10 protein-coding genes and 5 pseudogenes are annotated in these 20,773 nt (G+C 53.1%); 9 read left to right on the forward strand and 6 right to left on the reverse strand.

Features of this window, described 5'->3' with window-relative positions; all coding sequences use genetic code 11:
* Positions 1–724: 724 nt before the first annotated feature.
* Positions 725–1,069, reverse strand: a pseudogene (locus U0O11_RS11290) (transposase); the annotation flags it as partial.
* A gap of 298 nt (positions 1,070–1,367) precedes the next feature.
* On the opposite strand from U0O11_RS11290, the gene U0O11_RS11295 reads away from it, so the two are divergent.
* The 4 genes from U0O11_RS11295 to U0O11_RS11310 all read left to right on the forward strand — a co-directional run bounded on the left by U0O11_RS11295 (position 1,368) and on the right by U0O11_RS11310 (position 6,789).
* Positions 1,368–1,553: a DUF2188 domain-containing protein gene (locus tag U0O11_RS11295; protein ID WP_284727567.1), complete on the forward strand. Its 186-nt coding sequence runs from the start codon at positions 1,368–1,370 to the stop codon at positions 1,551–1,553.
* A 1,205-nt stretch (positions 1,554–2,758) separates the two neighbouring features.
* A complete protein-coding gene (locus U0O11_RS11300; protein ID WP_324690085.1) occupies positions 2,759–3,484 on the forward strand; it encodes a gluconate 2-dehydrogenase subunit 3 family protein in 726 nt (241 codons plus the stop codon).
* A 130-nt stretch (positions 3,485–3,614) separates the two neighbouring features.
* On the forward strand, positions 3,615–5,003 hold the full coding sequence (locus U0O11_RS11305) for a cytochrome c (protein WP_324690087.1): 1,389 nt from the start codon (positions 3,615–3,617) through the stop codon (positions 5,001–5,003).
* Positions 5,004–5,016: 13 nt separating this feature from the next.
* Entirely contained in the window at positions 5,017–6,789 is a 1,773-nt protein-coding gene (locus U0O11_RS11310) for a GMC family oxidoreductase (protein ID WP_324690089.1), read from the forward strand.
* 278 nt (positions 6,790–7,067) lie between these two features.
* Here the strand turns inward: U0O11_RS11310 and U0O11_RS11315 are convergent, their stop codons facing one another.
* On the reverse strand, positions 7,068–8,003 hold the full coding sequence (locus U0O11_RS11315; RefSeq protein WP_324690091.1) for a LysR substrate-binding domain-containing protein: 936 nt from the start codon (positions 8,001–8,003) through the stop codon (positions 7,068–7,070).
* Between the two features lie 789 nt (positions 8,004–8,792).
* Between U0O11_RS11315 and betT the strand changes: the two genes are divergently transcribed.
* A complete protein-coding gene (gene betT / locus U0O11_RS11320) occupies positions 8,793–10,922 on the forward strand; it encodes a choline BCCT transporter BetT (RefSeq protein WP_324692524.1) in 2,130 nt (709 codons plus the stop codon).
* A gap of 310 nt (positions 10,923–11,232) precedes the next feature.
* Here the strand turns inward: betT and U0O11_RS11325 are convergent, their stop codons facing one another.
* The gene (locus U0O11_RS11325; RefSeq protein ID WP_324690093.1) at positions 11,233–13,725 is read right to left on the reverse strand and encodes a bifunctional diguanylate cyclase/phosphodiesterase; all 2,493 of its coding nucleotides are present in this window, start codon (positions 13,723–13,725) and stop codon (positions 11,233–11,235) included.
* Between the two features lie 446 nt (positions 13,726–14,171).
* On the opposite strand from U0O11_RS11325, the pseudogene U0O11_RS11330 reads away from it, so the two are divergent.
* A pseudogene (locus U0O11_RS11330) lies at positions 14,172–14,489 on the forward strand (IS30 family transposase); the annotation flags it as partial.
* 41 nt (positions 14,490–14,530) lie between these two features.
* On the opposite strand, the pseudogene U0O11_RS11335 reads toward U0O11_RS11330, so the two are convergent.
* A pseudogene (locus U0O11_RS11335) lies at positions 14,531–15,505 on the reverse strand (IS30 family transposase).
* An 812-nt stretch (positions 15,506–16,317) separates the two neighbouring features.
* Here U0O11_RS11335 and U0O11_RS11345 point away from each other — a divergent pair.
* Both U0O11_RS11345 and U0O11_RS11350 read left to right on the forward strand, forming a co-directional pair.
* Positions 16,318–17,145 (forward strand): ParA family protein, encoded by an 828-nt coding sequence (locus U0O11_RS11345; protein ID WP_324690096.1) that lies wholly within the window; start codon positions 16,318–16,320, stop codon positions 17,143–17,145.
* A gap of 61 nt (positions 17,146–17,206) precedes the next feature.
* Entirely contained in the window at positions 17,207–17,503 is a 297-nt protein-coding gene (locus U0O11_RS11350; protein ID WP_324690097.1) for a hypothetical protein, read from the forward strand.
* Here the strand turns inward: U0O11_RS11350 and U0O11_RS11355 are convergent.
* Positions 17,480–18,298, reverse strand: a pseudogene (locus U0O11_RS11355) (DDE-type integrase/transposase/recombinase); the annotation flags it as partial. The gene U0O11_RS11350 and the pseudogene U0O11_RS11355 sit on opposite strands and share 24 nt — an antisense overlap.
* Positions 18,275–19,130: pseudogene (locus tag U0O11_RS11360) on the reverse strand (IS30 family transposase); the annotation flags it as partial. The pseudogenes U0O11_RS11355 and U0O11_RS11360, both read right to left, overlap by 24 nt.
* A gap of 635 nt (positions 19,131–19,765) precedes the next feature.
* Between U0O11_RS11360 and U0O11_RS11365 the strand changes: the two are divergent.
* Positions 19,766–20,619 (forward strand): IS5 family transposase gene (locus U0O11_RS11365; RefSeq protein ID WP_324690099.1). Its coding sequence is split into 2 segments (ribosomal slippage): positions 19,766–20,126 and positions 20,126–20,619, totalling 855 coding nucleotides; the frame shifts between segments, so codons are not numbered across the junction.
* Positions 20,620–20,773: the final 154 nt, after the last annotated feature.

The raw sequence follows: 20,773 nt of genomic DNA on the forward strand, positions 1-20,773 counted from the left end.
CCTTCGCCCCTCTGACACTGTCTGCCTGCACAGCACTCGAGAGGGAGACGTTGCCCTTCCAACATGATGACGCTACCCCTTGCAGAGTCGAAATGCTGGGGCAGTCGCCTAGCGATTCTCGCTATACCCTGCCGTTGATGGCTGGGGAGGTTCGGGACGGGTTTCCATCCACGCGGATGCGGCACTTGATCACGTCTTGGGCCCCACCGAACACCTGATCCCTCACCCCAGCGCCAGCGACGTCTGTCGAGCCAAGGCCGACAGCATGTTGGGCCAATGGCATGGCCAGCGGCGCTGCTGTCGGGGGACCCCGAGCCCCCGTCTATCGCGCTGCGTGGCGTAGAGTTTAAGGCTTGGGGCATAGTAATCTACACCCCCATCATCGCCGTCGCCGAGGCCGAATGATCGGGTTTCAAAAATGCTTGTAGGCTTAACGAGAGGGCCATGCTGCTTTGGAGCAATCATCAATACCGACACGGGCCACGTCATCTCTCATGAGATATCCGCAACCGACGCTGTAAATTCACCTTGATCCAGTCCATAAGTGCCTGTCTGGTCAAAGAATGCTCATCGGATTTACCTCGATCAAGACATATCTGTAGGATATCCAGGCCTCCTGAGCATTCCCCAGAAACACCTACGCCGGTAGTCGATAGTCAGTAGCCGACCCGCTTTAGAGGACGGCCATTCAGCTTCTCAACCATCTTGGGTAACTCTGCATTACTAACATGGTGTAAATCCATTGATGACTGACACTAACGCTGGCCAAGGACGCCATGAAGCCACTGATTTGCTGTGGGCTCCACTCCTCATTTAGCTGACCGGCAACGGCGGCCATCATGCTTGGAAGGCGCTTTATCCACTTGGTAGCAGTGCGGTGACGATGATCACTGAGTGTCTGAGTCTGCTCGGGATCATAGTCATCAGCGGTGGCGTTGCGGCGAATCTCACGGCTGATCGTGCTGCTGTGGAGATTCAGCTCCCTGCCGATCTGGCGCTGGCTCATGCCCAAATCATAGTGGGCGTGGATCTGGTATCGTTGGGGCTGGGTCAGCTGTCGGTATTCCATACTCTGCTTCACTTTGGTCGGTGAGCCGAGAAGGGTACCGGCGCTGGCCCTCCTGCCTCTACCGTGCGGTCCAAAGTGCTGCGGTTATTCTATGAATCCAAGTCTATGAATCCAGGATTTTCACTAGGCAAAAATCAAGCCTCTCAAATTATCTCCGATTATGCGCCACACAGGAAGAAATAACTTGCGCTAATAGAACCATTACCAGCATCCAATATTCACAGAAGGGGAATGTAAAACTTTAGTATTAATTTATAATACATTAATGTAAGATCGCCATTTTACATGAGAGTTAACTATGTTTCGTACTGTCTTCGTAATAGCCAAATCAGGGGCATGGCTCGTCAAGAGCGATGAACGCAATCATCACACTCAGTTATTCACCACACAGAAGGCGGCAGTCTCCTACGGACGTGAAATTGCCAAGGCAATGAAGGCCGATCTTGTCATTCGCACAAATATCAATACGCTGGGTAAGCCATGATAACGGGTAGCGTTTCATTTCAGCTGTCCGACCGGCTCATTTCACGAAACTCAGCAACACGCATATTTTTGACAGTCGTTGAAGACTCTCACTTTGGGACTCGTGCATAGCCACTCGGTTGAGGCGTTCCTAGCAGCTTTCCGCTGGCAAATACCCTGAAGCATTCAAGAGCGCCAAGCTTTTCACAGGATTGGCAACCGGTCTAAGGGCTTCACTGGTTGGTGAGGAGCATCCCTTCTCTGACCGCCACCCCATGACTTCAAGCATGGCCTAGCGCTTACCCTACCAGACCCACCGGCCCGTAAGACGTATCACAATCAACCACTCTGCGAGCAGACAGATACAACACCAGAGGCCCAATCGCTTCATTGATGACTACGCCAAAAAAAATAATATCATCAGGGCTGACTGAGCCGTGCCTTTGCACAGCCTGGGACCTAACAACCTAGAACATCAAGTCGCCCCACCATGGCTTATTTTCAAGCCTTTGGCTTAGATGCTTCCAGTTCACTCCCAAGCCTCCGTGCAGCGTCTTGCTTTGTCGCAGCCAATATCAAGAAAGCTACAATATTTCAACGCCAGAACTTATCGTTATCGACGATATTACTACCAGCGCTGTACTCCTTGAGCTTGCCGACTCTGAAGATAACGTCTTCCTTCAGCATGACTTCTCGCGGCCTCCACTAATAGGGTGATCCTGCGTAGAAATCAGCTTCACCAGCTTCCAAAGACACTGACTAGTCGCATCAGATGACCTTGACCTAACCCTAGGCGAGAAACGTTCTACGTTAAGCGACAGAAGAATGCACGACACTTCCTGGGTCAGGTAACCTTTCGTTGAGGGGGCAACCTTACCCATCACGTTGGAGTCTAGAAGTATTGAATCTCTCCACACGCCATTACCTACCGACAAGCCTCTCACACCTAGCAGACTGGTAAACGCAACGCTGCGTCACACCAACTCTTTACCCTCTCCTCTCAAATGCAACCAATCATGCTGTTATTCTAATATTGCAGCACAGCATTCTGACACTCCCTCTGCATTCTCTCGGCATCACCATCCTATGACAGGAGTGACGTCGAAGAGAGGCGGCATGAGTCGTCATATGGTGTGCCCCGCTCCCGAAGGAGTCAGCCAGATATCGCGTTGAGCACTCGCTGAGAAGTTAAGCGAGTCACCGATGCACCGCGCGTAAGGAGGCAATATGTCGCTTGATCCCGAAGGCCAGAAACGCCGTGAGTTCATGCGGGACTCACTGACCGTCATTCCTGCCGTCACCTTGGCCCCAAGCCTGCTATTCAGCCAGACGTCGGATGCGGCGACCCCACCTCTTCATCAGTACGCCCCCGCGTTTTTCAACGCGGAAGAATGGGAATTCATTCTCGCCGCCACCGATCGCCTGATACCTGAAGATGAACATGGTGCCGGGGCCTTGACGGCCAACGTCCCAGTCTTCATCGACAAGGAGCTGAGTGGAGACTACGGGCAAGCGAGCGACTGGTACATGCAAGGCCCCTTTCACCCGAACGCCGATCCCGTCTTTGGGTATCAGCTCCCCCACACACCTGCAGCACTCTATCGCTTGGGGATTCAGGGCGCTCGTCACCATGCCAAGCAAAAAACGGGACAGGAATTCACTGACCTTTCATCAGAGCAGCAGGAGGTGCTGTTAGCCGACCTGGAAAATGGACGAGCTGATTTTAAAGCCGCCGGGATACCCGACCTCCCCTCCGCCACCTTCTTTGCCTTTCTCTTGCAGAACACACGCGAAGGGTATCTCTCGGATCCCATGTATGGGGGAAACCGGGACATGGTGGGCTGGAAGATGCTTGGCTTCACGGGCGCTCGCGCCAGCTTCCGTGAGTGGGTCACACAGCATGATGTGCCCTATCCGCTCGGCCCAGTCAGCCTTGCCGGAAAGCGCGGCTGACCAGCACCGCTCAAAAGTCAGCCATTCCCCTCCGGACGACGGGTAACAGGAGCAACGGATGCCCCATTACAGAAATTGGCCAGTACGCCTCGCGCTCTTGGCGGCTGCCGTGAGTGCCGCAGGTGCGGCAATGGCCGTTCTCGGTGACAGCCCCACAAATAATCCGTCGCCTACCAGCACGGATATTACAGCCGATACCCAACTGATCCAGCGCGGCGCCTACCTGGCCCGAGCAGCAGATTGCATGGCGTGCCACACCCGTGAGGGTACGAGTAAAGAGTACGCAGGGGGGCGCCCCATCGAGAGCCCCTTCGGCACCATCTACGCAACCAATATCACACCAGCCCCCAAGGCAGGGATCGGAGGGTATCGTGAGCAGGATTTCGCCGCCGCCCTGCGACAAGGGGTTCGTGCGGATGGCAGTTATCTGTACCCGGCAATGCCGTACCCGTCTTATGCCAGTCTGAGTGACGACGATATCCAGGCACTGTATGCCTATTTCATGAAAGGGGTGGACCCTGTCACCGAGCCCGCACCGGAGACCTCTCTCAGCTTCCCATTCAATCAGCGCTGGGCGATTCGGTTCTGGAACTGGCTGTTCGTCGATGATGTATCGAATACCTCTTCCGCCAATCATTCCAGTGATCTCTCTGGTGATCGACAGCAACAGCTGGCGCGTGGACGCTACCTAGTACAAGGCGCGGGGCATTGCGGCAGTTGTCATACCCCTCGCGGCCTGTTCATGCAGGAAAAAGCGCTCAACGACCAAGACGGCGACAACTACCTGGCTGGAACTGAGCTGAACGAGTGGCAGGTTCCTTCACTGCGTGGCGGCGACTCGACGGGATTACGCGATTGGTCGGAAGACGATGTCATCGATTATCTGGCCACTGGACGCAATCGCCACGCCGCGACTGGCGGCGAAATGACCTCTGTCATTCAGCACAGTACGTCCCACCTCACTGATGCGGACTTGTCTTCCATCGCTGCCTACCTGACGACGCTGGGTGCCACGGACAAGCAACGCGTCTCGCCCGCCCCCGTCTCGACGCCACCTTCCCACACAGCACCGGATGCCACGACACGGCAACTGACGAGCGCGACTTCCCTCGACGAGGGGGCACGTCTGTATCTGGATAACTGCAATGCTTGTCATTTCGCCAATGGTAGAGGCGCAGATAGCGTCTTCCCCCCGCTTTCCGGCAACACCCAGGTCAACGCTGACAACCCGACAGCCCTGATCAGCACCATCCTGTATGGCGCACAGTTGCCGTCGACGCCAAAACGCCCGGAACGCTTGCAAATGCCAGGCTTTGACTGGCGCTTGAGCAACGAGGAAGCCGCCAGCCTGGCAAGTTTCGTCCGCCAGAGCTGGAGCAATGACGCCTCCCAGGTGACTCCTGAGCAGGTGGCTGAGGTGAGACAGGCACACGGGCCTGGTAGGCCGGCGCAACAAGGGCGCCCAGACTCCCTGGGCCACGCTCGCGAAGGCGCTGCCTCCACTTCCCCGTCGAACTGAAAGGAATCACGACATGTCCATCACACAACCAGACGTTGATGTCGTCATCATCGGTCTTGGCTGGACCGGCTCGATCATGGGCCTGGAAATGACGAGCGCTGGATTGAACGTGCTGGCGCTTGAGCGCGGAGCAGATCGGAGCAAAGAGGACTTCCTGTATCCCAAGCCTGCGGATGAACTCAAGTACGGCGTACGCCTCAAGATGATGCAACGCCCACGTCAGAGCACCGTCACGATACGACGCAATCGCCAGGAACAGGCCATCCCCCAACGTCATTGGACAACCTTCCATCCCGGTGATGGGGTGGGCGGTGCAGGTTCGCACTGGACAGGCGTGCTGTATCGCGCCACACCAAACGAACTGGCACTGAAGAGCTTTGCCGATCGCACCTTTTCTCCAGGCTTTTTGCCTGAGGACATGACCATCCAGGACTATGGCGTCAGCTATGAAGAGCTGGAACCTCACTATGACTTCTTCGAAAAGGTCGCAGGCTTATCCGGTCAGGCTGGCAATATCCAGGGGGAAATGATCGAAGGAGGAAATCCCTTCGAAGGTCCGCGCGAGAATCCATTCCCACTCCCTCCTTTGCCGAGAACCCTGACGGACACCTTGTTCACCAAGGCGACCCAGGCACTGGGCTGGCATCCATATCCCTACCCCTCTGCCAATGTATCGGGCGCTTGGACCAACCCCTATGGCATGCAATTGGGTCCCTGCAACTTCTGCGGCTTTTGCAGCAACTACGGATGCCTCAACTATTCCAAGGCATCCCCACAGACCTGCACGCTTGATGCACTCAAGCAACGCGAGAACTTCGCGTATCGGACGGGCTGTGAAGTCACACGGATCGTGAAGCACGAGGAAGATGAGACGGTCAAAGGGATCATCTATCGCGATGCTGATGGCAATGAGGTCTTTCAGCCTGCGGGCATGGTCATTCTTGCCTCATTTCCCTTATCCAATGTCCGCTTGTTGCTGTTGTCCGAGATTGGAGAACCCTATGACCCGGAAAGCAACACCGGGGTGGTGGGACGCAACTTCTCCTACCAGATCACGGGCTCCATGGATCTTTACTTCAAGGATCATCAATTCAACCCCTTCATCTCGGCTGGTGGCAGTGGACAGGTAATTGATGACTTCAGCCCCGATACCTTCGATACCGAGCAACACGGTTTCATCGGGGGCTCATACATCTACACCACCCAAGGCCCGGGAGGCGCTATCGGTGCACTACGCACTCCTCCGGGAACACCACAGTGGGGCAGTGAATGGAAAAAGCAGGTTCGCCAGCATTATGGCCATCACATGATGATAGGCACGACCGGGACGAACATGTCCTATCGGGATGTCTACCTCGACCTGGACCCCACCTACAAGGATCCTCATGGGGATCCCTTGCTGCGCATGACTTATGACTGGAAGGAAAACGATCTACGCATGACGGAGTTCATGGCGGAGCGAATGCGTGAGATCGTCGCCCAGTTACAGCCGGACTATCACACCGAGAGCGTCAAACAGCGAGGCGATCACTTTGATCCTTCGAGCTATCAATCAACCCACATAACCGGTGGCGCCATCATGGGAACAGACCCCAAGACATCGGTCCTCAATCGATATTTACAGCACTGGGATGCGCATAACCTCTTCGTCATGGGCGCCAGTGCCTTCCCGCAGAATATGCAGCACAACCCTACGGGGACGGTCGCAGCTCTTACCTATTGGTCGGCACAGCATATTCGAGAACGCTATCTGGATAACCCGGGGCCCTTGATGTCACCCAGTTGACTTCCCCTCGCCACGGCAAGGCATGTACTGAATCCAATGAGGCCTTCCAACCACGCAGTGGCATGTCGTACGAAACCACGACGCCTGGTGCTTTCAGATCAGAATGCGCAGGCGTCGGGGAAGCTCCACCCCCTTTCATGGCATCTCCGATCCACAGGCTATCGGGGGTGGTGATACCCACTTGGCGATCGCCAAAAACGCTCCGACGATAATGCTGCAACGAGGCGACGCCCCTTGCCAAACACTTCCCTCAGCGGCCCTCGTGCAGCCGCCTCATTTCAGCATGACGTATCTGACGCTATCTCCGTGACAGCCTCGGGATCATCGAAATGGGCGGTGATCCAGTCAACCAAGGCCTGCTTGGCCTGGGAATGTTCGGAGGGATCAACCTCGATCAAGGTGTAACCATGGTGTGTGTCATGACAAAACTCACGAAGCGCCACCAGGCTCCCAGACGCTAGCGCTTCATCGCACAACCCTTCCCATCCCAACGCTACGCCTTGTCCCGCAGCGGCAGCTTGCAACAGGAGGGGATAGTTGTTCATGACCAACTCTCGCTGCCCGACGCCATGCTTGACCCCCTGAGCCATGAAATACGCCGACCAATCCATCCAGGCCTGTCCCTGGGCAGCCGACAAGGTCAGCAGCGGGAGTTGGCAAAGCTGTTCAGGATGCTCAATGGGCCCGTGGCGTGCCAGAAAATCAGGGCTACAGATGGGAAAGACTCGCTCACGCAACAACCGAGGTCGTGTGTCCTCTTCCGCACAGAACAATAGTGCCACGTCGATATCCTGCATCGAGTGATCGAGAACGCCCTGGTTGGTCATGCAGTGAACCGCAATACCCGGATTGAGCCGTCGGAACTCGGGCAGGTTAGGCATCAACCATGCACTGGCAAAGGCGAAATCGGTCAAGATATTGAGAGACGGGGGAGTCGTCAGCTGCTGAATGTCGTTGATACTTCTCTCAATGACAGCAAACCCTTCCTGCACGCTCTGGAACAGCTGCTCACCTGCTTCCGTCAAGCTGACTCCACGATGCACTCGTTTGAAGAGCGTCACCCCCAACGCATCTTCGAGCGCTCGGATCTGCTGACTGACGGCAGATTGGGTCGAGCGTAATTCCTGGGCAGCGTGCGTGAAAGCACGATGACGTGCCGCCACCTCGAACACACGCAACAGGTTGGGTGACACATGACGACCGATGTTTGCCATAAGCTCAGGTAATACCCTCTGATTAACAATGGGCCAGTTTACAGATTAATGCCGCTCATGGAGACTCGCGAATTGCATAATATCTTATGATGCTCCAGCCCTCTCAGATACCGCCGTTACGGCATGCTCCATAACCAAAAATGATGCAAAGAGCTTATGACTCGACTAGCCGCCCTTTCATGTCCTGCGCCACACCAGACGATTGCCTGCTATCGAGCTATCTCCCCCTTTACTGGGTAGCGACTTCCCCTCTTGTGCGCCTGCAGTATCGAGGCCCTGCGCAGGGTGTCAGCCGCCGCTTATCCTCCCCGCTTGAGGACAGGGCCACAGCGTCAAGAGCAGCGAATCATTCAGGGGGCACGAGGCCTGGGGCTCATGATGCTGTCACCAACCCGGCGCGCTCTCGCGCATTCACTTCGCTGATCCGACTCATTCAACCACCGGCTACTCGATTATCAGGATGTGAATCACCGTTACGTCGATTTCACGGCTAGACCACGCGCGAAAATCGCCACTCGCAGGCAAGGCGCTATGACGAAAAACAATATGGCTGCAGGACCGTCAGGCACCACAAGTGATGAGCAGCATCCATAAGACAAGAGGCACCACAGGCTTCAAGGCATGCCACCTCGATGCCTGCAGCCTGCAAGTGCACTGATACCCATGAGATCAATATGGCGAGCGGCGACCCTGTCCCCCCCTTGAAGCCCTGTCCGGCTGACACGGTTTTCCAGGACATCGTCGTATCAACTCCCCTCTCCCCGTTATCGCAGGAGCTTGAGATTGAGCATGACACCAAAGGATGTAGCGCATCTTGCCACGCATGATGTGCCTCAAACGGATTCCAGCAATCACCTCAACCACGCGGTCTTTCGCTATTCACTGATCGCCATCGTACTGCTCGTGGCGTACGCCATGGGCTTCACAGAACAGGCCACCGCCTTCTTCGGATATTGCCTCGACTGGATTGGCAATACCTTCGGCTGGTATTACATGCTGGCCGTCACACTCTATGTCATCTTCGTGGTCGGTATCGGCATGTCACGCTTCGGGCGCATACGACTCGGACCTGACCACTCGCGTCCCGAGTTCTCGACGCTATCCTGGGCGGCCATGCTGTTCGCCGCGGGCATCGGCGGCGCGATCCTCTTTTTCGTGGTATCCGAGCCACTGTCGCACTTTCTGACACCTCCGGGTGGCTCAGGGACGACGGAAGAGATGCAACGCAGGGCCATCGTGCAGACCTTCATGCACTGGGGGATTTCCGGCTGGGGAGTCTTTGTGGTGATGGGGATGGCGCTGGCCTATTTCAGCTATCGTCACCGATTGCCGCTTGCGATTCGCTCGACCCTTTTCCCGCTGCTTGGCAAGCGTATCTACGGCCCCATTGGCAATGCGGTGGACATCACGGGGGTACTCGCCACCGTCTTCGGGATCGCCACGGCACTCGGGATAGGCGTGATGCAGATGAATTACGGCCTGAACTATCTGTTCGGCGTCGATGAGGGGCTGGTCTCTCAGATTCTGATCATCATCATGGTCATCGTACTGGGCACGATGTCTGTGGTATCGGGTGTCGAAAAAGGCATCCGCCGCCTGTCAGAACTGAACCTGCTGCTGGTCGGTGGGCTGGTGCTGTTCGTGCTACTTCAGGGGCCCACGCTACATCTTCTCAATGCACTGGTGACCAATGTTGGTGACTATGCCACCGCCTATCTGGGCTTGAGCTTCGAAACCTACGCCTATGCCCCCGACAAACAGTCCTGGTTCAATAGCTGGACCGTCTTCTTCTGGGGCTTCTGGATTTCCTGGGCCCCGTTCGTAGGCCTCTTCCTGGCACGTATCTCCCGCGGTCGAACCATTCGCCAGTTTGTGGCCGGCGCGCTCTTCATCCCGTTGTCTTTCGTGATGATCATGATGAGCGTCTTCGGTAACTCGGCCATTGAACTGGTGCAATCCGGTGCCGTGGAACTGGGCGAGCAAGCGCTCAATACACCGCAAACCAGCATCTACACCTTCCTCGAACAATTGCCCGGTGTCGGCTTTACTGCGAGCCTGCTGACACTGCTGAGCATCGTGTTCTTCGTGACATCAGCAGATTCCGGGGCACTGGTACTCGCCAACTTCACCTATGTGCTACGTGACGTGAACCACGATGCCCCCATTCGACTACGCATCCTGTGGTCCGTCCTCATTGGAGTCATCACCATCGCGCTTTTGATGGCCGGTGGCCTCAAGACCCTGCAAAGTGTTGCCGTGATCACGGCTCTCCCCTTCTCTGTCGTCATCTTCATGGTGATGATCAGCATGTACCGCGCGCTGAGCATTGAAAGCGAGAAATCCGAAGCCCGTCAGATGGTTTCCGTTGTCAGCGGTGAAGACAGCGATTGGCGTGAACGACTGACGCGTACCCTCGATGGCTCTACACGTCATGGCGCTGCCAGCATACTCAAGCACTCTGTGCGTCCGGCATTGCAGCAGCTGGCCAGCGAGTTGCAAGCACACGGCCATCAGGCATCGGTCACGAACCGCGACAGTGAAGAGGTGGAGGGTGGGTGTCCGACCCTGCAGGTTGATTTCCCTGGCGCTCCCAGTTTCCTGTATCAGGTGCGTCCATGCCGCATGCGTACCCCGAGCTTCCTACCGGCAGATGATGACTACTATCTACGACTGGATGTGCATCTCGCCGAAGGGGGCATCGGTCAGGATCTCAATGGCTTCACACGCACGCAGGTCATTCATGACGTCTTGAATGAATACCAGCGGCATCTGCAATTCCTCAGTCAGGTCGATAAAAACCTCGATCTGGCCAATATCCCGGGGGGACACATGATGACGGAGCCGATGGATGAAGCGCCTTCTCAGTCGCCCCAGGATTCGCAACCCGCCACGACAACACCCTTGGCGGGCCCTGGCTGAGAGTCGTGAGCTCTACAATCGCATGACGCAGGGGAGCGCCACCGTCCTGTAACGACACAGGCACCCGAAAGCGGGTGCCTGTGTCGTTTCCTTCACGGGAAATGGATGCCTGAGTGCATGCTATCGCGACCCCGCCAAGCTGGACTACCCACCCCTTGAGTGCCCACGTGGTCGCGGGTGCAATTCACCGATGGCGCCTCAGCAGGTCGATGGCACTAGCCAATGGGAGGCCACATCCCTGACAGAATGTCTGTGTGCCGACCTGACAGGCTCCCAGTGCAAAAGCCTCCCCTCCTTGTATGACGTCTCTCTATTGCACTCCCCCCCAGCGTTGGCGAGACATATCATCACTCAGCAGCTCCCGGAAGGAACTCGGAGAGACTGGCGGACCAAGGTAAAACCCTTGAAGTTGATCACAGGACAAACTGGTGACTTTCTCAAACTGCTCAGTCGTCTCGACCCCCTCGACGGTCACATTGAGTGATAGCGCGTGACCCATTCGAATAATGGCATCCACGACCGCCTCATGACGCTCAGAATGATCGAGGTACATCAGAAAACTACGATCAATCTTGATGCCATCGAATGGATAGCTTTGCAGATACCCCATGGAAGAGTAATCCGTTCCAAAGTTATCCATCGACAACCGAACCCCAAGGGTTTTCAGGTTGCTCATCGTCGTCAGTACTGCCTCAGAGTCCTCCCGCATGATGCTTTCGGTAAACTCAAGCTCCAACCGGTCAGGAGACAAGCCGGTCTCCTCGAGCACTCGCTGGATACGCTGCACCAGGTCATGGCGCTGGAACTCCACGGGCGACAGATTGACTGACACCCACAGCGTGTCCTTCCAGCTCATGACATTCCGGCACGCCTCGCGCAAGACCCAGTCACTGATTTCGAAGATCATGCCGTTTTCTTCCGCCAAAGGAATGAAGCAGGCAGGCCCCAATACCCCCCGGATAGGATGGTGCCAGCGCACCAGTGCTTCCGCACCGATAACCTCCTGGGTTACCGCATCGACACGAGGCTGAAACTCAAGCTGAAGTTCCTTGCGCGCGACAGCTTGGCATAGATCCATTTCCAACTGGCGCCGCTCCATGATGCGCTCAGTCATTGAGGGGTCATAGACACATGCCAGATTTCTGCCTTGCGACTTTGCCTCATAGAGCGCGATATCCGCACTTCGCAAAAGCGCATCGTGCGTCAATGCATGATACGGCGCCGCAACGATGCCAATGCTCGTTCCAACATGAATGACGTTCTTCTCGACCTTGATCGGTTGATTGATCTTGTCAATCAGGCACTGACTCAGCTGCTCTGCATCATGGGATGTCTTGCACTGTGTCGCCACAACGATGAATTCATCTCCCCCGAGCCTTGCGACCATGTCCCGATCATCTGTGCAATCGCGTATCGTTTTCGCGATTTCACAGAGCACATGATCTCCGATAGCGTGGCCGTAGGTATCATTGACCGGCTTGAAGCGATCAAGATCGAGGGCCAGCACGAATAACGGGTGATGACCGCTCACTCCAGTACTCAGTTTTTCTTCAAGGAACCGGTCAAGGCGGTGACGATTGGCGAGACCTGTCAATGGATCGTGTTGACTGATATGTTCAATCTTGGCCTTGGCTTCCATTTCACGCGTAATGTCACACACGGTTCCCTGATAGCCCTTTAGCTCTCCCCCGACACGAAATTCACAGGCAAAAATCTGACAATATCTCACGCGCCCCTCGCCATCCCGCAGCTCACACTCGATGGGCTGACGCCCGGCCGCCGCCCCACGAGTGGCAATGGCCACCAAGGTCGACGCGTCGTAATGCAAAAGCTCTGACAACGGCCTTCCGATCCACTCCGAAGTTGATAACCCTGTCAGCGGCTCGAAGCGCTCAGACAGATAGACCAAGACCTGGTCTGTATCGGATTGCCAGATCCAGTCGGACGAAATTTCTGACAGATTCTTGAAGCGCTGCTCGCTGACTTTCAAGGCGCCCTGCACTTCATCCACAACCTTGCTGGCATGATTGATACGCTTGCGAAGCCATATCAACAGGAACAGTACCAGCCCCCCTACCAGTACCCAGATAGGCAGCACCTTGATGAGGATATTTTGGCCATAAGCGGTTTTCTGCCATTGCACCACAATATCCCCAACCCCCTCGCTGGCGAGAATCACGTAGGGTTCCTCGAGGTCTTCCCCTGCTCCAATGCCAGCACGCAAGCCTTTCAGGTCATAACTTTCGGCCAGTGCGGCCAGTTTTGTCGCATCCAGGATGTCAACATACAAAAGATAGGAAAGCGTCTCGAACTGTACATAAGAACTATCCGGCCGAATGACGGCAGCCGATACGACAGCAGGTACGCCATTGACTGCCGTATATTCAGACGCGACCTCATCCTCCAGTGATCCCTCTCTGGCTTTTTCCAGTAGGCGTGGCAGATCACTCTGGATCCACTCCTCTACCTTGATATCCGTCAATTCACCGTTGATGAGAGCGTAACGGGTAGCGCCTGCTGGCCCCACAATAAATACGCCATTCAGTCCATAGGTGGGATATAGAGAAGCTCCAATATTATCTCGTTCATACGCCCACTCATGATCGACTTCACCATAGGTATAGTCATAGGAATCAATCCAGAAGGCATAGTCGTCCAGGGCGATGGCAATCTGTTCCAATCGGCTATTCAACGCCAATGAAACATCAGACTTGTTATGCGCCAGCTGGTCTTCGTCGACCGCCAGACTGAGGTAAATCAGGCCGCCACCCGACATAAGAAACAGGGCGACGATAACGTACATGAGGAGTCGTGACGCCAGGCGGGTGGCGTCAGTGTAGTGAGAACCTTTCTCAACTGGGGGAGGCTCAGGATATTGCGTCATGGTCATCCGGCGAGTTAAAAGCTGTTGAAAGTCGCATATCATGCTCGATCACGGCAGACACTGACACGAAGACTGATACAGTGGTTAACGGCGGTTGTGGGGCGTCCTTTAACGCGTCATGGTGACAGCCGCCTCTCCCTATTTCAGACAGTGTCCGAGAGAAATCAGAGAACAGGCTGACTCGAGACTCTCTGGTGTAAAGGCATGGAACAAGATCCATTCACCTTATGCGGGTCCTGGGGCGGGAAAGACGACCCAACTGCCAGAACGTGGTCTCGATGATAAGGAAACTTGCCGTTTAAGTCTTAACGCTAAATATCCTGAGAAATAGGCAGGTCAGTGATCTCAGGGAGGCACCGCGATCGCTGCGCTTGTCCATGACCGACGATCAAGGCAGAGAGATGGTGAAACATGCCGAGCCCCCCCAGAAGACCGTCACGGCGATCTACTTCGCTGACCGGCATAGCCCCTGGTAGCGAGGTTCCAACGAGAACACCAACGAACTGTTGCGGCAGTATCTGCCAAAGGGCACGGATCTCTTCATCCACAGCCAGCAAGAGCTCAACGAGATCGCCGGCTCACTGAACACACGGCCTCGCCAGACACTGGACTGGCGAACCCTCCTGGAAGTCTGGGCCGAGGTGCTCAAAAAATCCGTTGGCGGTCCGCCCCCCCTTCAATAGGGTTTCACTTGGAACGTGAGGCCGCCCATTTTTTCCTGAATTCAAGCAATAAGCGCAGCACCTGCGGTATCCAGGCCTCCTGAGTATTCCCCTAGAAACACCTGCGCCGGTGCCCGGTAACCGAGTCGCTTTCGAGGACGGTCATTCAGCTTTTCGACCACCTTGCGTAGCTCTGCATTGCTGACCTGGCGGAAATCCGTTCCTTTGGGGAAGTACTGCCGTATCAGGACATTCGTATTCTCGTTGGTCCCACGCTGTCCAGAGCAGTAGGGATCGCAGAAGTACATCGCCGCCGTCACGGCCTTGGCCACCGCTTCGTGGCCAGCGAATTCCGAGCCATTGTCCAGTGTGATCGTCTGGACCGCTCCCCGACGCGGCTTCAACAAGCGGATCATGGCTGCTTGCGTCAACTCGGCCGAGATCCTGGGCAGTCGTGCCGCCAGTAAATAGCCACTGCGACGCTCGACCAGCGTGACCAGGCCTGATTGCTTGTGGTCCTTCCAGCGACCGATGAAGCGCCGGTCATCAATCTCATCTGGGCGGTGCTCGATACCGACTCGGTTGGGGATCTTGCCCAACCCGGCGCTATTGGCGTGCGTGCGGTGCTTATTGCGGCGTTTGGGCTGACGGAGATGCCGCCAAAGGTCACCACCCCGTGCCTTGTCGTCCCAGATCAAGGGGTAGATCCATTGATGACTGACACTAACGCCGGCCAAGGGCGCCATGAAGCCACTGATTTGCTGTGGGCTCCACTCCTCACGTAGCCACCCGGCAACGGCGGCCATCATGCCTGGAAGGCGCTTTATCCACTTGGTAACAGTGTGGCGCCGATGATCACTGAGTGTCTAAGCCTGCTCGGGATCATAGCCATCAGCGATGGCGTTACGGCGAATTTCACGGCTGATCGTGCTGCTGTGGAGGTTCAGCTCCCTGCCGATCTGGCGCCGGCTCATGCCCAAGTCATAACGGGCGTGGATCTGGTATCGCTGGGTCTGGGTCAGCGGTCGGTATTCCATACTCTGCTTCACTTTGGTCGGTGAGCCGAGAAGGGTACCGGCGCTGGCCCTCCTGCCTCTACCGTGCGACCCAAAGTGCTGCGGTTATTCTATGAATCCAAGTTTCAAAGTTCACCCTACCATTTACTCCCTTTTCTTGGCCCTCTTTAAGGGTATCTGAGGCAACCTATACCAAGGTCTCAAAAAACCAAAGAATTAGAAAAAACGCATCTAATAACAAGAAATATCACAACATCCACGTAGAAAAAAAATAAAAAATAGTCGCAAAAAAATAAATACAAAACATGTATAAATTAGAAGAATATTAATCAAATGATCTCTCAAAAATCATGAAAAAGATAAGAAAAATTATATAAAAAAATCAATAAAATCAATAGTTAACGCAATATTAACCCATATATTCTTCCTTCGAAAACCCACCGCACTCCAATCATATCGATCATTTGCTTCCTAATGCTTCACTAAAATTACAAACAATCACCCACTTAACAATCAATAAAAAAACACAGTGAATTACAGAAAATCATGCGCAAAAGATATCGAGAACGAATAATAAAAAGAACATGCTTTGCTTTTAGAGGCTTCGTTGAGATCTTAACTAGCACTGCCACCGCCTTATCAATATTTCCTCCCGCATCTCACCTTGAAAAAGCGCTTTATTTCCTCGAATGGATTGTGCTACAAATACTCTATCGCTCTAGATCGATGTACTAAAAAGTCTGAAAAAGCAATTTATAAAGAGCTAAAATAAACTAATACATTCAAATTCACTTAATAATTAAAAATAATATCAACTACGAAATAGGTAAAAAATGGCACATATAATCACGATAGCGAACGCTAAGGGCGGCGTAGGTAGAACAGTTCTTTGCTGGCATATGGCCCATCGACTTTCGGAACCCTCTACTGGTGATGGAAAAAGCAACAAACCTCAACGTGTACTTTGCGTTGATCTCAGTGATGATTGTGATCTAAGCTTCTTATTCCTAAAAAAGCACGATTGTCATCAAAAAATGTGTACTGACCTAGAGAAGGAATTTGATATCTCTAACCTTATAGGGAAAGGTAATAAATTACCACGACCTAAAATATATAAGCCCGGCATCGATTTTATAGCTGGAGAACCACAAAGAGGTCTATATCTCGATAACAGTCAACGTCAAGATATATCAAGCAGCTACAAAAAAATTCGTCAATTAGCATATCAAGGAAACTATGACTATATCCTTATTGATACTTCACCTGGTCAAGGGGACAAATATAATGCGGCGCTTTTAATGGCGGACTACATTATAACCCCTTCTAGCCCAGACATATTTTCTGTTCTGTGTTTCTTTACGATTGAAGATTCTATAAAAAAAATAAATTCTCAATTTGGGAAATCTCCAAAATCACTTGGAATCTTTTTTATGAATTACAAAAAAGATCAGGCTGAATATATAGAACCCATGAAAGAATTGGTTATTCAGCATAAATATTCCACTTTCGAGAATAATATTCCATTTAGTGAATCAATAAAAAAAACAATGGCAACCAAGCTATCTCTAAGAGAGATGCGCAATAGCTATGTTGCTTGCAGAAGAATAGACAATGTAACTGCTGAAATGATGAAGAAGATTGAGAACATCAATTTCTCATGATTATCAAATAGAATCTTTAAACCCAAAAACCAACTCTAAAATTTTTGACAATGCGATAGCCATGACTGATGAATATGAAAAATATAGCATTTCTTTTAAAACAGACATAGCTTTTATGGCAATAAAAGGCAAGAAGACTATAGAAAAAAAATCTAAAACACACACTATAAGCTGTGAATTTATTATTAGACCTGAAAAAGAATTGCACAATAATGCATGTATTGAAGATGAAGAAAAGATTGTAAAATACAATCAAGAAGATAAGAAAAAACTTAACAAAAAATTAAGACAATTTATTAACCGGACAGATCATCTTGCTTTAGAGATAGAGCTATTAAAGAGGAAATATTTTAAATAAAAGGTGGATGTCGGGTCCCGCGTGGTAGACCTCTCGCTTGGTAAATAACTCAGGCCACTTGATCTGCTACTCCAGCATCGCTGCGATCGGCGACTGATGGTGCAGTGCTTTCTGCGAGATGTAGTAATTGTACAGCCAAGAGTAGCGTTTAAGCGTCTGCTCTTGGTCCTCGCCTGAGACATAGTATCGAGTCGCTAGCATATTGCTGATACGGCTGTTGAAGCACCCCACCATGCCGTTCGTCTGTGGCCTGTCCGGCTTGATCAGGCAGTATTCGTTACCATGGCTTGGCACTTCTGGACAAAGGGGTGTCGCCCACTGGGCTTGCGCTCACCCGCCCGAGTGAAACGATCGGTAAACGATTTACCGTTGTCGGTGAGCACTTCTGGGTCATGAAAGGAGACTTCTCGTCCATCCGCTTCATGAACGCCCGCGAATCCTTCGCGGACTGGCTATGTCTGACCTCTATATAGACCCACCGCGTGGCACGAACGATAGCGACGTACAGGAAGCGTTTTTGCTCCTCGTCGAGCATCTGAGGTGCTTAATATCGATATGTATGAAGCCCGGCTCGGAGTCCTTGAAGGGCTTGTGTCTGGGTTTCTCGTTATCGCCGGCGTCTTGTCGAGCCAGTTCCGCCAGTGTCGGCACCTCGCACCGTTTGAGCATGCGATGCAGGTCGGAGCGAGACAACCGCGGATTGAGGAACTCACGTGCCACGATTAACAGATCATCCAAGCCGGAACGTAGGAATTCGCGTGCCGCAATCAACACCTCTTCCTGACTGGTCAGTGACAGGTCCGTACCCTTGCGAAGATACTGGCAAATCAAGCCATTGATATTCTCCTTGCTGCCTCATTGCCAAGAACCATGAGAATCACAGAATTAGATGACGACGCCAGTATTTTGCGTGATAGCAGTGTGCTTGGCCATTTCATGCCCGAGGCCATACGTCAAAGTTTTTCGTGCTGCCAACGACTTTCTGTTCAGAGCAGCGCTGAAGCCTTCTACGGTTGAAGTCGCAGTAGCATCATGCATATTGCCAGTTTCAAGTATCCGCTGCTGAGCTCTACAAGAGTGCCAACCTCTGAGGCATTGCCTTTTCCCTTGATCATATCGCCTTCCTAATGCCTTGGCGTTTCGCGCTTTTCCACCTCGGGCGGGCGGAGGTGAATACTGACCATTTCGGGATCTGCCCTCGCCGGTCCTTCACACCACGAAGAGGCTCACGCATACTATTTCCGTGCCGCAGACAATGAATGAGCTCTTTGTGCAGTTGCCCAACCGGCAGCGCGTTGATGTCAGTATAAAATCGTCTCGCGACAGAAGTAGGTGTCTTCAAGTTTGGGTAGGTTAATGTATCGAAGCTTGTCAGCGATCTACTCTGGAGACAAGTAGCTACGAAGAAGGTAATCGACAGGCCTGAATCGCTCGCTATCGATGGATAGCTTTTACATAGGCGAGAAAAAACACCGATGCTTGAGTCGCGACGCTTGCGCGCGTTCAGCCAGGTAGTCTTTGCCCGACTCACTATTTCGGCGAATTTCGCGGCGATAGTGAAATGGAAACGACTCAGGCATCGAGCAATATCTCGAAGGCTCAACCCTTGAGAGAGACAAACATGGATAGTGGCACGATCGGTAACGCTGAGTTATGAGTATGGTATGAGCGCAATACTTTACAGGGAAACTCAGGTGTTGCACTCAGAATCCGCGGCCAAGCAGGTACCTACTCGATTGTCGCTGAGAAAAGAGGGATAACGATAATTCCTCCGTATTATAGGGAGGTGACTGCCCTGTATGACTCATACGAAAAACCGCAAATAACGCTATGATAATACATGAAAATCTCATTGTATTATTTCCATTTCCACCTCATGGTGCGTTATGATGAAGCGGAACCTCCCCTCCTCCGATAGGCCTCAACAGCCGCTCGTACGCGGAAATTTCCGGCCAGCCCCCTAGGGTAGACCGCCTGGCCAGCCCACCCTCACAACCTGTTGATAGTCATCAGAAATTGGGTAATTTTTGCTGAATGACAAGAAACGCTGACCCCTAGAATGGCTTACCATATGACAACAAAGTGCGATTTCGCACCTATTGCCCTATAGCAAGTGATTGATTTAAGTAAGCACATAAAATAAGGGGGATTACATTAATTCTGACCGAAGTAAGTTTCTAGGAAAATACTCAGGAGGCCTAGGTTTTGTACGAAAAGTCATTTTTGCTAATGTGACCCATGCACATCCAGCATAGGTGCGGTATGACAGGACGCTACGAAATCTCGGATAGCCAATGGCAGTTGATCGAGGACATTGTCTCACAGGCTCAATCGATGGGCAGGCCCAGGAAAGACGACAGACAGATGCTGAACGGCATCTTTTGGGCCCTCTGCTCTGGCGCTAAGTGGCGTGACCTCCCCGAACGTTATGGCCCTTGGAGCACTGTCTACGCCAGGTTTCGACAATGGCGTGATGACGGTACCTTTGAGGCAGTCTTGTCGCGACTTCAACTGCGGCTTCGCGAAGATGGCCTGATGGATCTCGAGACCTGGATGATCGACTCAACCGCCGTTCGTGCAACACGCGCCTCCGCTGGTGGAGGCAAAAAGGGGGATCCGAAGCACCTTTAGACCATGCGTTGGGCCGGAGTCGTGGCGGTATCACGACCAAAATCCATTTGATCTGTGATCGCTTTGGTTGGCCCATCGACTTCAGGCTGTCGGCGGGGCAAGAATCGGATACGCGGTACTTCATGCCCACTCTGGAAAAGGTTCATCTACCGGGGAGTCGTGGCCGGCCACGAAAGCGTTGCCGCTACATCGTGGCAGACAAGGGCTATGACAGTGATGAGTTGCGCCGTTACTGCGACCGCGTTCGAATCAAGCCGATCATCGCGCAACGAAAGATGAAGCGGAAACCCCGGCCAGGTCTCTTACGGGGTTTCGATAAACCCATGTACCGTCAGCGAAATATCGTGGAGCGCTCTTTCAGTTGGCTGAGAGAGTTCCGTCGTATTGCGACGCGATATGAGAAGTTGGCCCGTAGCTTTTATGCGATGGTATGCGTAGCTTGCATACGGCGCTGTCTACGAGCCGACTTTTCGTACAGAACCTAGATACCGCAGGTGCTGCGCTTATTGCTTGAATTCAGGCCCTGCAACTACTCGAAGTGAGCATCACTGAATCCTTGTATCAATTTACCAGTACGCATCACGGGTCATTTTCTCGGGTTCTATCCACCCCATAAGAAAAATGCATACCCTCCGATAA

Source organism: Cobetia sp. D5, assembly GCF_035666195.1.
GTDB classification, from domain to species: Bacteria; Pseudomonadota; Gammaproteobacteria; order Pseudomonadales; family Halomonadaceae; genus Cobetia; species Cobetia amphilecti.

Excerpts from the sequence above, each read along its gene's own strand:
- betT (WP_324692524.1), top strand. The coding sequence starts at position 8,793 with ATGACACCAAAGGATGTAGCGCATCTTGCCACGCATGATGTGCCTCAA.
- U0O11_RS11295 (WP_284727567.1), top strand. The coding sequence starts at position 1,368 with ATGTTTCGTACTGTCTTCGTAATAGCCAAATCAGGGGCATGGCTCGTC.
- U0O11_RS11310 (WP_324690089.1), top strand. The coding sequence starts at position 5,017 with ATGTCCATCACACAACCAGACGTTGATGTCGTCATCATCGGTCTTGGC.
- U0O11_RS11305 (WP_324690087.1), top strand. The coding sequence starts at position 3,615 with ATGGCCGTTCTCGGTGACAGCCCCACAAATAATCCGTCGCCTACCAGC.
- U0O11_RS11345 (WP_324690096.1), top strand. The coding sequence starts at position 16,318 with ATGGCACATATAATCACGATAGCGAACGCTAAGGGCGGCGTAGGTAGA.
- U0O11_RS11300 (WP_324690085.1), top strand. The coding sequence starts at position 2,759 with ATGTCGCTTGATCCCGAAGGCCAGAAACGCCGTGAGTTCATGCGGGAC.
- U0O11_RS11315 (WP_324690091.1), bottom strand. The coding sequence starts at position 8,003 with ATGGCAAACATCGGTCGTCATGTGTCACCCAACCTGTTGCGTGTGTTC.
- U0O11_RS11350 (WP_324690097.1), top strand. The coding sequence starts at position 17,207 with ATGACTGATGAATATGAAAAATATAGCATTTCTTTTAAAACAGACATA.
- U0O11_RS11325 (WP_324690093.1), bottom strand. The coding sequence starts at position 13,725 with ATGTACGTTATCGTCGCCCTGTTTCTTATGTCGGGTGGCGGCCTGATT.